Here is a 14,984-nt window from a genome sequence, read left to right on the forward strand (position 1 = left end):
TAAAAACCTGTCAGGTCTGATTATAAAAACCATCGTATATTAATGAAGGAGAGTTAACCTGCAAAAAAGGAGTGCTATGGCCCCGGTTCAAGTCACCAAATACTCCGGCGAAACTGAAGAGTACGACGAGTCAAAGCTAAGACGATCCCTCAGAAGTGCCGGAGCTGAGCAATCCATTATTGATGATATTGCAAAAAGTGTCAGGGATGAGCTTCATGAGGGAATCTCCACTCAAAAAATCTACAAAGAGGCTTTTCGACAGCTTAGAGCCAAATCCCAAAAGATTGCCGGCAGATACAAACTAAAGGAAGCTCTATTTGAATTAGGCCCCACAGGCTTCCCGTTTGAAAAATTTGTGAGCGAACTGCTCAATAGGCACGGTTATGAAACTCAAACCGGCGTTATTGTTAAGGGGGATTGCGTGAATCACGAGGTGGACGTCATTGCTCATAAAGATGAAGAGTATCTTTTGGTAGAGTGTAAATTCCACAACCGTAAAGAGAATCGTTGCAACGTAAAAGTACCTCTCTATATCCAGTCCCGCTTCCTGGATGTAAAGAAAAACTGGACCTCCCAACCGGGACACAAAAATAAAACGCATAAGGGTTGGGTCGTGACCAATACCCGCTTTACAAGTGATGCTGAAATTTATGGTAAGTGTATCGGGCTGAAACTGCTGAGTTGGGATTATCCGAAAGACGAAGGGATTAAAGATCTGATCGGGCGTATGAATCTCCATCCTGTTACCTGCCTTTCCAGTTTAAATAAACAAGAAAAGAGCCAGTTGCTGGATAAAAACATCATTTTTTGCAAACAGATATTTGATGATAAAGGAGTACTAAAAAAAGCAGACATAAATCCGAGAAAAATAAATACGATTTATAAAGAAGCTGTCGAAATATGTAACCATAATCACTGAGGCTATGAATATGGATGAGTCTATTCAAATACACTTTCTTGGTGCATCGGGAACCGTAACCGGTTCCAAATATTTAATTGAGCTTCCTCAGAAAAAAATCCTGGTCGATTGCGGACTCTTTCAGGGAGTTAAAAAGCTCAGGGGACTAAACTGGCAACAGTTACCGGTCAATGCAGAAGAGATTGATATCGTTTTGATCACTCACGGGCACCTGGATCATACAGGTTATTTGCCCAGGCTCGTAAATATGGGATTCAGCGGTGAAATATGGGGAACAGCACCCACTTTGGATATTGCTGAAATCATTCTGCGCGACAGTGCCAAAATTCAGGAAGAAGATGCCGAGCGATCCAATAAAGAAGGTTTTACTAAGCACCATCCCGCCCTGCCACTCTACAATACACTTGACGTTGAAAAAACACTCCCTCTGTTTCGGGAAAAACCGGAAGGTGAGTGGCTGATAATCGACAATGAGATAAAAGTTCGATTTCAATACAATGGCCACATTTTGGGTGCCTGTTACATTGAACTTGAATTAAAAAACAAACGAATGGTCTTTTCAGGCGATGTTGGACGAATCAAAGATCCGCTCCTCAACGATCCTAAAAAACCGGAGCAGGCTGATATTCTGTTCCTCGAAAGCACGTATGGAGACCGGCTGCATCCAAAAGAGGATGTTCTGGACAAACTGGAACGGGTGATCCACGATACCGTTCAAAAAAATGGGACTTTAATTATCCCAAGCTTTGCTGTTGAGCGCGCTCAGCTTTTGATGTATTTAATACTGCAACTTCATCAGCAGAAAAAGTTGCCGGCTTCACTCCCTGTGATTCTCGACAGCCCTATGGGTGCGAATGCTCTTTCCATCTTTAATAAATATCATAAATGGCACAAGTTGAGTGAAGAGGAGTGCCAGAAAATGATCGACCGTGTTCATATTGTAAAGTCTTATGCAGAAACGTGGGAAATTATCGACAACCCAAAACCAAAGATTGTTATAGCCGGAAGCGGAATGGTAACCGGCGGGCGGGTTCTCAGTTACCTGAAAATCTATCTTTCACGTGAAGAGACTACAGTACTGCTTGCCGGATTTCAGGCAGAAGGAACCCGGGGACGTCAGCTTTTGGAAGGGGCCGATGAAATCAAATTCTTTGGAAAATATTATCCGGTTAAAGCAAGTATAGACATATTAGACGGACTCTCTGCCCACGCAGATAGAGAAGAGCTGATCGATTGGACTTCGAACTTAAGTAAATCGCCCGATCACCTTTTTTTAGTTCATGGAGAACCACAGGCACTGGATTCATTTCGGGTAAAATTAAAGGACACGAAGGGATGGATGGCAGAAATCCCTGAGCTATACGAAATCCGAAAAATTAAATATTGATGGTTTTTCAAAGCTTTCTAAATATATATTGAATCACTTTAAGAAAATTGCTGTTGATTAAAATAGAGTATTATAAACCAAAAGGTTTTAATTGAATTAAAGGAGAAACTATTATGAGCTACTATATATCCACCACGTTCGACGGTTCATTCGATGAAGCTATCGAAAAAGCTACCGCGGAATTGAAAAAAGAGGGGTTTGGAATTCTTACTGAAATCGATGTGAAAGATACGCTTAAGAAAAAACTGGATGTCGATTTTAAGAAATACAGAATCCTGGGTGCCTGCAATCCAAATATGGCACACAAAGCCTTAACTGCAGAAGATAAAATCGGAACTATGCTTCCATGCAACGTGATTGTAGAAGAACATGAGGATGGATCCGTTGAAATATCTGCGGTTGACCCGCTCGCGTCGATGCAGGTGGTTGACAATGACAACCTCCAGGGTATTGCCGGAGAAGTCAAAGAAATGCTCACAAAAGTTATTCAATCGATATGAAAAATAAGCTGTTTTATTCTGTCATCGCCCTGATTGTATTGGCATCCGCTGTATTCTGGGGCTATATGTTTCAATCAACCGAAGCAGAACAACCCGAATCGGAAACACCTGATTACTTCGACGGATCTTTTGAGCTGACGATGTATCATGCAGAAGGTTGTGAATGTTGCGTTGAATGGGCAAAATACCTTGAAAACAATGGTGTAGATGTGACTTCTGAATTGGTGGAAGATTTACATGAAATGAAACGTGAAAAAGGAGTACCCGGACAGCTCAGCTCCTGTCACACAGCCATTGCTGATGGATATGTAATCGAAGGGCATGTTCCCATTGAAGATATCCGTCAATTGCTTGCTGAACGTCCGGCTGTGATCGGTGTTTCCGTTCCGGGAATGCCACCCAACTCACCCGGAATGGACCAACCTGTAGAAAACACGTATCAATCAGTGATCTTTGACAAAGAGAATATGTACATATACAATACTCATAACTGATAAAATCTTTTCATAGGCCGGAGAATGATCAGCGCAATTTCTCCGGTCTTATCAACTACATGTAATCGTGTTACTCTTCATTTCTGGCTCTGAAGTAGAAAAAACCCCCGGTCAAAAAGACCAACACCCCAATCCACGGCCCCCAGCTTGTTGTCGGTGTATCAACAGCCGTTTCTCCAAGACCTGTATAAAGGGTAAATAAAATCCCCGATAGCAGTAGTACAATTCCAAATACTTTCATGACATCTCCTTGTTTTTGATGTAAAGTTTAATCCTTCCCCTACTTTAAATCTACTATTTAATGTTGATTTATCTAATTCTACAAAATATTTACAAAGAAGGGTGAAAATAATTTTCATCATGTAAGCGGTTTTCTGCTATATAAATACGTAATTGATAATATATCAATGGTTTAGACAGATTAATTAATCTTTTCTTCATGTAATTTTTGTATTTAATAGTAGGCTTACATAACAGATAAACTAAAGCTGAAAAAGACATGAGTAAAAAATTATTCAACCTGAAAAAACACGAAATTGATGTAGAGACAATCATCAGAAATCCGGCTCCCGGAAAATTTTATGAAGACGCAATCAAGTATGACCCCGGTTCAGTTATTACTGACAACGGAGCACTGGTTGTTCGATCGGGGAAACGGACCGGTAGAAGTCCTGCCGACAAAAGAGTTGTAAAAACTGAAGGAATGAACGAAGACATTTGGTGGGGAGACATCAACATACCGCTGGATGAACACACCTATAAAATTAACCACCGAAGAGCAGTTGATTACCTGAACACCCGCGAACGACTCTATGTAATTGATGGCTTTGCCGGCTGGGATCCCAAGTACCGCCTGAAGGTTAGAATTATTGCAGAGCGCCCTTACCACGGACTGTTTATGCAAAATATGCTAATCCGACCAACACAGGAAGAACTTGCTGAATTTGGCGAACCGGATTTTGTGGTTTACAATGCCGGTAAATTTCCGGCTAACACCTTTACCGAGGGAATGACTTCAGATGCCAGTGTGGATGTTAACTTCGAAACAAACTCTATGGTCATTCTGGGCAGTGAATATGCCGGTGAGATGAAAAAAGGCATCTTTACCGTAATGCACTACCTGATGCCAAAAAAAGATGTTCTATCCATGCACTGCTCTGCTAACGAAGGAGAAGACGATGATGTAGCTCTTTTCTTCGGACTTTCCGGAACGGGGAAAACCACACTTTCTGCCGATAGCAGCCGTAAATTGATTGGGGACGATGAGCACTGCTGGAGTGATGATGGCGTGTTTAATATTGAGGGTGGTTGCTACGCGAAAACCATCAATCTGACTGAAGAGAACGAACCGGAAATTTATAACGCCATCAAATTCGGTACTGTACTGGAAAATGTCGTATATGATCCGGTTACCCGAAAAGTGGATTACACGGACGTAAGTATTACTCAAAATACACGGGCCAGCTACCCAATTGAGTATATCTCCAATGCAAAAATTCCATGCGAAGCAGGTCATCCGGAGAATATCATATTCCTGACTTATGACGCATTTGGCGTACTGCCTCCGGTGAGTAAACTATCGCCCGAGCAGGCAATGTATCACTTCATTAGTGGATATACTGCGAAAGTTGCCGGAACCGAAGTTGGTGTTACAGAACCTCAAGCTACATTTTCGGCCTGTTTTGGAGCCGCATTTCTTGTCTGGCCACCGGCTCGATACGCAGAAATGCTTGCTGAAAAAATGAAGAAGCATGGCGCAAAAGCGTGGCTCGTAAATACCGGGTTGACCGGAGGAGCCTATGGAACCGGAAAACGGATTGACCTGAAAAGCACCCGTGCTATCATTAATGCAATCCTATCCGGAAAATTGGAAACTGCAGAAACCGTTCAGGATGATGTATTTGGAGTTCAAATTCCAAAAACTTGCCCGAACGTAGCACCTGAGATCCTCATTCCAAAAAATACCTGGGATGATCCTGATGCTTACGATGTGCAGGCTAAAAAACTTGGTTCTCTTTTCAATAAGAACTTTGAAAAGTATAAGGCAGACAGCAGCATGGAGATCATCAAAGCCGGACCAAATGTTTAATATTTAATTTAAAGCGAATTCCTTCGTTCAATCATACCGGACAGTGAACTCATTTTAGCACAGTGTGAGTTCACTGTACCGGTTTTTTTATGAGAATGCTTACTTTATGTCTAATTAAATAATTTCACCTGATTGATTCACATGAAATCCATTCTCACTTTATTTGCTTTGCCGTTGCTCATTATTTCAGGATGTAGTCCGTCTGAACAAGAACAGGCTCAGCAAGATCAGAGGCGGCAACAGTTACAGAATCAGCTCATTGAATCTACCCCGGAATTTGATGAACAGTTAAGTGTTGTACTCGACCGATATTTTGACCTGAAAAATGCTCTTGTTGAAACTGACCCAGAGAGCGCCAAAATTAAAGCCAACTCTCTGATTAGTGAAACAGAAACGGTTGAACCGGAGGGAATCAGTCAAGAGAGTCTTGCCCTTTGGCTTTCATACAAAGAAATCATTGAGAATGGATCTGAAGAACTCATCAGGGAAGATGACGTGGATGACCAGCGATACCATTTTGAGTTTATTTCAGAAGCGATGATCGAAATGATTAAAACGTTTCGCCCGGTAGGTTATACGATCTACCATCAAAGCTGCCCGATGGTACGCGGCGGATCGGCCGACTGGCTGAGTCGTGAAGAACAGATCGCCAATCCCTATCACGGCGACCGTATGATGAGATGCGGGGAGATCATCGAGAGGATTTAGATCTAATATCTCAAGGTTCTTTTTTTCTTTTCAAAACTGTTTTGATTTGCGTTAATTGAATTCGAAACAGAAATCAAACAAAAGGGATCATGGAAAAGAAAATTCTCAACTACGAAAATGATGAGATCAGGGTAAACTACGATATTAAGCGGTGCATCCACGCGGCAGAATGTGTTAAGGGGTTACCGAATGTTTTTGATCCTGATAAAAAACCGTGGATTAATCCTGATAACGCCTCAGCCAAAGAGATTGCCAATGTCATAGAAAGATGCCCGACCGGTGCACTTCACTACGAAATGAAGAAATCTGAACAACGCGAAAAACCCTCCTCCAAAAACAGGATCAAACTCAATGCAAACGGCCCGGTCTATTTCTTCGGTGATCTTGAAGTTCAGGATCATGAAGGAAATACCGTTCTGAAGGATACCCGGTTTGCGCTCTGCCGATGCGGCTCATCAGACAATAAACCTGCCTGTGATAACTCCCACGAAAAGATAGAGTGGAAAGCGGATGCAAATGCCAATAAGGAAAAAATGCCGCCTATCGAAGACGTGGAGCACGATAAACTGCTCATCAAGCTAATGAAAAACGGTCCGGCGATACTGGATGGGAACTATACAATGGAATCCTCCGAATTAGGCGAACACACCTCCGACAAGGGTGTGGCGTTGTGCCGCTGTGGGGGATCGTCCACCAAACCATTCTGCGACGGGACCCACAAAGAGATTGGGTTTGAGGGGTGATTTGGCTCACCGCAGGGACGCAAGGGGACGCAGAAATTATTTGTTGCGTACCTAGCGGCACGCTGATAAGGATAGCGTAATTCATTTTCTACCCATGTTTTGTCTCTACGAGACAATGATTGTTTTAAAATAGTTAGCCTAAAAGATTTTATATAGAGTTTTAAAAACTTAACCACCCGTCGCATTAGCGACGGCACATGGGTAGAAAACCGAGAGACACCACCCATTGTAAGTCCCGTCAGGGACTACACATAATAGAATATAGTTATTGTCTCTACATATGAGAATGATGCGTTACGATATCAAGAGATTCAGACATCATTTTCAATGCCACGTGGTAACAACATTGTTTAATTGAAAAATTAGAGGCTTTTTCTTTCTGTAAATAATGCCCTTTATGACAAAAACGTCTCGTCAGAGACGTAACATGGGTAGTATCTTGTGAGACAAATTCCTTAAAAGTCCCATTAGGGACGATACCAATAGAACCTAACCAACACCAATCCATTTATTTTCTAAAAAAAGAGGGGGAGAAAATGGCCAACACCTACACAAAAATCCACATTCATCTAATCTTTGCAGTTCAAAACAGACAAAGTCTGATTCATAAAAAATGGCACTCCGATTTGTTTAAATACATCTCGGGAATCGTAACCAACCATGAACATAAAGTTCTTCAGATTAATGGTGTGATTGACCATGTTCACATTCTGATTGGACTACGCCCAACACAAAGTCTGTCTAAATTGGTGAAATATGTTAAACAGGATTCCTCCAAATGGATTAATCAAAATGGATATGTCAACGGCCGGTTTTCCTGGCAAAAGGGTTATGCTGCTTTTTCACATTCCGCCTCTCAGGTCCCACAGGTGATTCGATATATCCAAAATCAGGAGGTGCATCACAAAAGGAAAAGTTTTCGTGAGGAGTATCTTGATTTCCTAGACAAATATGAGGTCGATTTTGATGAGCGGTATATATTTAAACCGGTATCGTAGGTTCATGTTGCGTACCTAAAGGCACGCCAATGAGGATAGCGCATTTCATTTTTCTACCTATGTTTTGTCTCTATGAGACAAACATCATGTAACGAAATACGACCCCGCATAAACCGGTTTGTGCGATTTAGAATTGTTGTTTTACCTCAATGCCTGCATATACGAATAATGGATAATGTGAAAACAAGAGCCCAATTTTTGTTTTCCATTTTTATCATTCAAAACACGTCTCGTCAGAGACGTAACATGGGTAGTTGAGGTTGTTGACCATACATCTCACCCGTGCCGTTAGGTACGGTATGTGGGTAAAATATAAGTCAATAAATATCCCACAAGACACCCTTCCCCACCTCAAATTCCCGACGAATAATTCTTCTTATCTTCAACTAAATTGTCAATATTGCTGATGAAACCCTCATTAAAAACTCTCTGATTCACAGATGAAATCTAAATCCCTCCTCATTTCCGGCTCACTATTTTTGACCCTTGCTGTAGCATTCGGTGCCTTTGGCGCACACATCGTTCAGGACATGCTCACTCCGGAGCGGTTTGAAGTGTATAAAACCGGTGTTGAATACCATTTCTATCACGCCATTGGGTTGCTGCTGATCGGTGTCGCATCGTTTCATCTTGAGAAATCTGTTTGGCTAACATGGAGTAGCCGGTTGATCATTACAGGAATCCTCATTTTCTCCGGCAGTCTCTACATCCTCACACTCACCGATACAGGCTGGCTTGGCGCAATTACTCCTCTTGGTGGTGTGGCATTCATTTTGGGATGGATCTTTTTTGCCGTGAGTGCTTCCACAGGATTAAAAAACAACCCTAACCTTTAAACGAACTCTCACTCTTATGGGACTGATGGCAGACCGAGACTTATTGAAACCATTCAGAAACAGGAGAAGCATTTTACATCTAATTACTGCGCAATTATTACTGATCTGAGTACATTTGACAAATGTTCAAAACAAATTTCATACTACTCACTTTTGCACTATTTCTGCTCTACGGTGGAGAACTAATCGCAAAACAGGCTAGCTCCAATGACGGAGACTACAGCATCAGGGCTCACAAGCTGTCAGATAATGAATCCGTACAGCTCGATGGTCATTTGAATGAATCGATCTGGCAACGCATATCTCCTACAACAAACTTCACCCAACAGGAACCCAAGGAAGGTGGTATCCCTTCCGAGAATACGGAAATCTATATTTCGTATGACGAATCCAACTTATACATCGGCGCCATACTTTACGACAATTCTCCCAACCAGATCCTGGCATATCAGAAGCGAAGGGATCAGGGGCTTGGAGCTGACGACCGTTTTATGTGGATTCTGGATACATTCAACAGTGGCCGAACCGCCTATTTTTTTGAAACAAATCCCGCTGCACTTCGCGGTGATGGTCTGCTGACCGTTGGCCAGGGTACCAATCTCAATAAAGCATGGGACGGAATTTGGGACGCTAAAACTCAGATAACCGATCAAGGATGGTCAGTTGAGATCCGTATTCCCTTTAGTTCTATCGATTTTGATCCGGAAAATACAACCTGGGGCATCAACTTTCAGCGTACTATTCGAAGAGTGAATGAAGAGATTCTCTGGTCGGGATGGAAACGAAATCAGGGTCTTTTCCGACCACAGGATGCTGGCACACTTACCGGTCTTACCGGATTATCGCAGGGAGTGGGTTTAGAAGTAAAGCCTTTTACAACCGGGAACCGAAATATGACCCATCCACCCGCCAGCGACCGTTCAGTAGACAAATCCGTAGATGCGGGATTCGATGCTTCCTATAGTTTCACCCCTAGCATTCGGGCTTCACTAACCATAAACACCGATTTTGCAGAAACAGAAGTAGATCAGCGCAGGGTAAATCTAACTCGATTCCCATTGCGCTTCCCGGAACAGCGCGACTTTTTTCTAGAGGGATCGGGCATTTTCAGTTTCGTACCATCCAGTGGTGTGGAACCCTTTTTCAGCAGACGAATCGGGCTTGTGGGCGGGCAACCTGTTCCGATCACCGGAGGCCTTCGGATTTTAGGACGGGAAGGCAATACAAATCTCGGACTGTACCAAATCCGAACAGGCGAGAGCGATGTAAGCTCAGCCGAAGACTTTACTGCTGCGCGTGTTTCACAAAACATTTTTTCTGAAAGTTCAATCGGATTGATTTATACACGCCGTGGAAAAACCGGAAGCAATCCGCTTAATACTGACCACACGTTGGGAACTGATCTGGAACTCGGAACGTCCTCATTTTTGGGAAACAAAAATTTGCAGTTTCAAGCGTTCTTTGTTTGGCACAACGAAGGAAGCTCAGGGTTTTCAAACCAATTTTGGGACCGAACGAGCAGGGGAATTCGACTTAACTACCCAAATTTCCCTTTTTATAGCTGGGTGTCATATAGAGAATTCGGATCGTCTTTTAATCCCGCCATCGGATTTACACCCCGGAACGGCTTTCGCAGGCTACAACCTACAGCAGGTTACAATTGGATCTTTTCTGAAAGCCCAATGCTTCGCTCCTGGGAGGTACAGTTACGATTTGAGTATCTGACAAACCTCGATTTTGAACCAGAAACCATTAATACTACCCTTACACCCATCGAAATTCAGTTTGAAAGCGGAGAACAGCTGGAGATGAGCGTCAGTAGAAATTTTGAACAGATCTATGAGGGGTTTGATATTCTACGTGACGGAACCGTAATCATCCTCCCGGGCAGATACAGAAATTGGGGTGTTAATTCAGGTTTTGAAACAGCCGGTTTTAGAAAACTTTCCGGAGAAATCGAATATAGTTATGAGGGATTCTGGACCGGAACGCGAGAAGAAATAGAGCTCGAAGGAACCGTTCGTCCATACAGAGGAATCAATCTCTCGGCCAACTGGGCAAGAAGCTATGTAAAACTTCCTGAAACATCTTTTACGACCAACCTGTTTGTACTTCGCAGTAATGTAGATCTGACACCCGATATCGCGTTTACGCAAATTGTTCAGTACGACGATTTAAGTAATCTTCTGGGACTCTATAACCGATTTCGATGGACCCTCACTCCGGGATCGGATCTCTTCCTGGTTTTTACGAGAAACTGGCTCGATACCGAAAACCGACTGGAGGCGATTGAGTCGCAGGCAGCCATCAAAATTAATTATACCTACCGATTCTGATATTCAGATTAAAGCATCCTTCCTTTTTTAAGATGGTATCTGCTCTTTTCCACGCATATGTTTACATCATCCCAACCTGTACAGATAACAGGTTTTTAAAATAAGCGCTGAGTACACTAAAGATTTCTACGAAAAATCTGCAAATCATAGAATACTTTTTACGAATCTCTCTGAGAGAAAATTTAGATGCCTTTGACCTGGATAAAAATGCTATCATTCATGAAAAGAAAAAAGGAATCCATAAGATTTATAGAAAGTTATGAAAAATGTACTCTAAGTCATCCATTTTGCTGCAATTGAATATTTTCAGCCCTTATCAGGGGCAACAAATAATTTTCAATTGAATGTCATCTAAAAACAGTCAAAACAGTAGGAAGAATAATCATCTGCTATTAGATAGCCTGACAGCTTTCGTTCTTTTTGCGGCCGTTATCGGAAGTGCTTTCTGGGTTATCGGTGATATGTCTGATGGAAATGTCACCGTTTTTCATGTTTTTGTTGCCGCATCAATCACTGCTGTGGCTACCGGTTTTGGAGCTCTTCCCTTTCTGTTTGTAGAAAAGTTCGACAATAAGTGGCTTGGCATTGGAAACGCGATGGCGGCCGGACTTATGTTCGGAGCCAGTGTTGGCTTGGTTTATGAAGGGTTTACAACAGAAGGAGTAACCTACTCGTACCTGAGAGTTATTGCAGGAGCTTCACTAGGCGGCATCCTGGTTTACCTTTCTCAAAAATTTCTCAACAACAGAGACGATGAATACTCCATTGGCAAGGTTCAGGGTGCAGATGCCATTAAAATGCTGATGATTGTGGGAATCATGACCATCCACTCTTTTGCTGAAGGAATTGGTGTTGGCGTCTCATTTGGTGATAGCAACACATTTGGCGCATTCATTTCTATCGCTATTGCAATCCATAATATCCCTGAGGGTCTGGCCATTAGTTTGATTCTGATCCCAAGAGGAACAAGTGTTCGGAAAGCTGCACTTTGGAGCATTTTCAGTAGTTTACCCCAACCTCTCATGGCCATTCCGGCTTTTCTGTTTGTATTGTTATTTAAGGAGTTTCTTCCGTTTGGACTGGGGCTCGCAGCAGGCGCCATGTTCTGGATGGTTTTTAAAGAGTTGATCCCGGAAGCAAAAGAAGAACTGGGCATAAAACAGATTTACGCTATTATGACAATTACCGCCGCAGCAATGATTCTATTCCAATTCGTCATAGAAGGCTAAAACAAATGGCTCATACACACTCTCACGACCATACCGGCAAAGCGATTTCTCGCCTGTGGTTTACATTTTTTCTGAACCTTGGAATTAGCGTTGCTCAGCTTATCGGGGGATTCCTGTCTAACAGTATGGCCCTCATCTCTGATGCGGTTCACAATCTCAGTGACACCGGTTCTGTAGGTGTATCACTCGTTGCCCGGAAGTATGCCAATAAAAGTGCTGACAAACAGATGACATTCGGTTATCGCCGGGCAGACATAATCGGGGCATTTATCAATTTGATCATACTTATAGGAGTCTCATTATTTCTCGTCAAAGAGGGGATTGAACGGTTTTTACAGCCTGAAGAGATCGACGGCAGTATCATGTTTTGGGTCGCTCTGGTAGGCCTGGTCGGCAATGTGCTATCGGTTTACATTCTCCATTCCGATTCAAAAAGGAGTCTCAATATCAAAAGTGCTTACGTCCATCTATTTTGGGATGCTGCAGCCTCACTCACGATAATAGTCGGCGGCGTTTTAATCCTGTACTACGATCTATACATCATTGATCCGATCTTAACCATCGGGATAGCACTCTACATACTTTACACCACCTACAATATGCTTCGCGAAACTGTTTCCATATTGATGGAAGCCACACCTGAAGACATACATGTTGACTCGATCAAAGACGAGCTGGAATCCATTTCACATGTGCGTGATGTGCACCATATTCACGTTTGGAAAGTTGATGAACATCAAAAAATGCTAGAGTGCCATGCCCATATTGACAAATCATATAGCAGCTTACTGGAAGAAATTAAATCCGAAATAAAAGCTTGTCTTTCCGATCGTTTTGATATCACTCACTCCGCCATTGAATTTGAACTGGAACCCTGCGAAAGCAGTACTCACCACCCCTGATTAACTCGACACACATTTTAATACAAAATGATTTTTACGGATGAACATTGAATCTTTTCGCGACTATTGCCTTTCCTTTTCTGGCATAACCGAAGAATTCCCGTTTGATGAGAATACTCTAGTTTTTAAAGTAATGGGAAAGATGTTTGCCCTTTGTGATGTGGATGAGTTTGAAAGCATTAATCTGAAATGCGATCCGGAAAAAGCAGTTGAGCTGAGGGAAGAGTATCCCGGGCTGGTTGAACCGGGTTATCATATGAATAAAAAGCACTGGAATACAGTAAGCATGCAGGGAAATCTGCCGGATGATTTAATCAAGGAATGGATTAAGGATTCATATGATCTGGTCGTGGCAAAGCTGCCAAGGAGTGATCGGGAATTAATAAACAGCTCCGGCTGAAACTTAGTTACTCTCATTTCCGTGCTTCCGTGGCAAAAAAAATCAACCGCTGTCAGGAACCGACAGCTGTCGGTACGCTGACAGGTTTTCTTCAGGCAGACTTCGAAATCAATCCAAAGGCAATCCAAACGGTTGCTGCTACAATAACCGCCGTAGCCACAAAAGGTAACCCAAAATAGACGGCAAAGAGCGCGCCGCCCCATGTCGGACCAATCATCCGGCCGAGTCCCGACAGGCCCTGAGAAGCGCCCATCACGGCCCCCACGTTATCTTCACTCGCCTCTTTTGAAATAAGGCTTGTAATCGTGGGTGTATTCAAACTTTTCCCAAGAGCCATCAAACCGAGAAAGAGCGCTAACGTGAGCATGCTTGTAGAAAATGGAATCAAACCGAGCCCGATTACCATCAGAATATTACCGACCATAAAGAGCTTCTCTTCTGAAAAAGCATTGGTCAGCGATTTGATTAAAAAACCCTGAACGATCACGGCAATGATGCCTATATAGAAAAACTGAATTCCTACCTGTTCAGCCGTCATGTTCAGCTGGCTCTCGGCAAAAAGAGGAAAGGCGCTGTACAGGCTTGATTCTCCAAACGAAAGCAGGAAGAAACCGATCACCAAAGGAATCAAGTATCCCCGGGCTGATTTTCCTTTCTGATCTTTCAACAAACGCCAGAATTTTGGCGTAAACACGCTGGGCCGGCGAAATACTTTCTCTCTGGGTTTGGATGTATCCACAGTCTCCGGCAGCTTGAACAGTACCATCAAAAAGCTACAGAATGACAGAAAAGCCGCAAAAAATCCCGGAAGGGCATAACGATTTTCTCCCATCCAGGCGGCAAAGTCTGTAAATCCCGCATTGGCTACCATTTCATGAAATGTAGGGTGTATCAACGCGGTGGCCGTGGCCGGACCAATCACAAAGCCAATTCCAAATGCGGCTCCAATCAATCCCATTCCTCGAGCGCGATTGGCGCTGTCGGTTACATCTGCAATGTATGCCTGAGCCGTTGAAATATTTCCTCCCATCATGCCTGCTATTACACGGGAAAAGAAAAGGACTCCAAGCGATTCCGCCAGCCCAAAAACGATATAGGCTATGACCGCGCCGAATGTACTGAGAAGCATAATCGGCCGGCGACCAATTCGATCCGACCAGCTACCCCATATCGGTGAAAAGATAAGCTGCATAAATGAATAAACACTGTACAGAAGCCCGATCATCACAGCGGATGCAGCAAACTCCTGTGCATAAAATGGCAGAAGCGGAAGGATGATGCCAAACCCAAGCAGGTCGATAACAACAACAAGAAAAACAGTTGCTAAGGCAGATTTATTCATGAAATGATTATGATCCGGTATTCTAAAGACTGCTTAAGATAGTTGCTTTGAATGTACATTTCATGAAGAAGTTGAAATGAGAAGATGAACTTTGATCGATG

General features: G+C 42.9%; 15 protein-coding genes. 13 read left to right on the forward strand and 2 right to left on the reverse strand.

All coding sequences use genetic code 11. The annotated features are described in order from the left end of the window. Nucleotides 1-76: 76 nt before the first annotated feature. The 4 genes from CWD77_RS13750 to CWD77_RS13765 all read left to right on the forward strand — a co-directional run bounded on the left by CWD77_RS13750 (nucleotide 77) and on the right by CWD77_RS13765 (nucleotide 3,300). Nucleotides 77-919, forward strand: coding sequence for a restriction endonuclease (locus CWD77_RS13750; protein WP_101074163.1), 843 nt, complete (start codon nucleotides 77-79; stop codon nucleotides 917-919). A gap of 4 nt (nucleotides 920-923) precedes the next feature. Next, nucleotides 924-2,306 (forward strand): MBL fold metallo-hydrolase RNA specificity domain-containing protein, encoded by a 1,383-nt coding sequence (locus tag CWD77_RS13755; RefSeq protein WP_206018030.1) that lies wholly within the window; start codon nucleotides 924-926, stop codon nucleotides 2,304-2,306. A gap of 113 nt (nucleotides 2,307-2,419) precedes the next feature. Next, nucleotides 2,420-2,806 (forward strand): DUF302 domain-containing protein, encoded by a 387-nt coding sequence (locus CWD77_RS13760; protein WP_101074165.1) that lies wholly within the window; start codon nucleotides 2,420-2,422, stop codon nucleotides 2,804-2,806. Then, nucleotides 2,803-3,300 carry a DUF411 domain-containing protein gene (locus CWD77_RS13765; protein ID WP_101074166.1) on the forward strand — a complete coding sequence of 166 codons (498 nt, stop codon included), beginning with the start codon at nucleotides 2,803-2,805 and terminating at the stop codon, nucleotides 3,298-3,300. The genes CWD77_RS13760 and CWD77_RS13765 overlap by 4 nt, the downstream gene beginning before the upstream one ends. Before the next feature lie 70 nt (nucleotides 3,301-3,370). Here CWD77_RS13765 and CWD77_RS15455 read toward each other — a convergent pair whose 3' ends face one another. Beyond that, nucleotides 3,371-3,541, reverse strand: coding sequence for an LPXTG cell wall anchor domain-containing protein (locus CWD77_RS15455; RefSeq protein ID WP_108722900.1), 171 nt, complete (start codon nucleotides 3,539-3,541; stop codon nucleotides 3,371-3,373). Nucleotides 3,542-3,799: 258 nt separating this feature from the next. Between CWD77_RS15455 and pckA the strand changes: the two genes are divergently transcribed. The 9 genes from pckA to CWD77_RS13810 all read left to right on the forward strand — a co-directional run bounded on the left by pckA (nucleotide 3,800) and on the right by CWD77_RS13810 (nucleotide 13,541). Then, a complete protein-coding gene (gene pckA, locus CWD77_RS13770) occupies nucleotides 3,800-5,389 on the forward strand; it encodes a phosphoenolpyruvate carboxykinase (ATP) (RefSeq protein WP_101074167.1) in 1,590 nt (529 codons plus the stop codon). A 141-nt stretch (nucleotides 5,390-5,530) separates the two neighbouring features. Then, nucleotides 5,531-6,097 carry a DUF3347 domain-containing protein gene (locus tag CWD77_RS13775; protein WP_101074168.1) on the forward strand — a complete coding sequence of 189 codons (567 nt, stop codon included), beginning with the start codon at nucleotides 5,531-5,533 and terminating at the stop codon, nucleotides 6,095-6,097. Nucleotides 6,098-6,186: 89 nt separating this feature from the next. After that, nucleotides 6,187-6,840, forward strand: coding sequence for a CDGSH iron-sulfur domain-containing protein (locus tag CWD77_RS13780; protein WP_101074169.1), 654 nt, complete (start codon nucleotides 6,187-6,189; stop codon nucleotides 6,838-6,840). A gap of 536 nt (nucleotides 6,841-7,376) precedes the next feature. Beyond that, nucleotides 7,377-7,838 (forward strand): IS200/IS605 family transposase, encoded by a 462-nt coding sequence (tnpA, locus tag CWD77_RS13785; RefSeq protein ID WP_101074170.1) that lies wholly within the window; start codon nucleotides 7,377-7,379, stop codon nucleotides 7,836-7,838. Nucleotides 7,839-8,278: 440 nt separating this feature from the next. Next, complete coding sequence (locus tag CWD77_RS13790) at nucleotides 8,279-8,674, forward strand: DUF423 domain-containing protein (RefSeq protein WP_101074171.1); 396 nt, start codon at nucleotides 8,279-8,281, stop codon at nucleotides 8,672-8,674. A gap of 122 nt (nucleotides 8,675-8,796) precedes the next feature. Further along, entirely contained in the window at nucleotides 8,797-11,010 is a 2,214-nt protein-coding gene (locus tag CWD77_RS13795; protein WP_101074172.1) for a carbohydrate binding family 9 domain-containing protein, read from the forward strand. 461 nt (nucleotides 11,011-11,471) lie between these two features. Next, complete coding sequence (locus tag CWD77_RS13800; RefSeq protein WP_101074443.1) at nucleotides 11,472-12,239, forward strand: ZIP family metal transporter; 768 nt, start codon at nucleotides 11,472-11,474, stop codon at nucleotides 12,237-12,239. A 5-nt stretch (nucleotides 12,240-12,244) separates the two neighbouring features. Then, complete coding sequence (locus tag CWD77_RS13805) at nucleotides 12,245-13,141, forward strand: cation diffusion facilitator family transporter (protein ID WP_101074173.1); 897 nt, start codon at nucleotides 12,245-12,247, stop codon at nucleotides 13,139-13,141. A 40-nt stretch (nucleotides 13,142-13,181) separates the two neighbouring features. Further along, entirely contained in the window at nucleotides 13,182-13,541 is a 360-nt protein-coding gene (locus CWD77_RS13810; RefSeq protein WP_101074174.1) for an MmcQ/YjbR family DNA-binding protein, read from the forward strand. Nucleotides 13,542-13,632: 91 nt separating this feature from the next. Here the strand turns inward: CWD77_RS13810 and CWD77_RS13815 are convergent, their stop codons facing one another. Continuing rightward, the gene (locus CWD77_RS13815) at nucleotides 13,633-14,883 is read right to left on the reverse strand and encodes an MFS transporter (protein WP_101074175.1); all 1,251 of its coding nucleotides are present in this window, start codon (nucleotides 14,881-14,883) and stop codon (nucleotides 13,633-13,635) included. Nucleotides 14,884-14,984: the final 101 nt, after the last annotated feature.

It is taken from the genome of Rhodohalobacter barkolensis, assembly GCF_002834295.1.
Taxonomy (GTDB): domain Bacteria; phylum Bacteroidota; class Rhodothermia; order Balneolales; family Balneolaceae; genus Rhodohalobacter; species Rhodohalobacter barkolensis.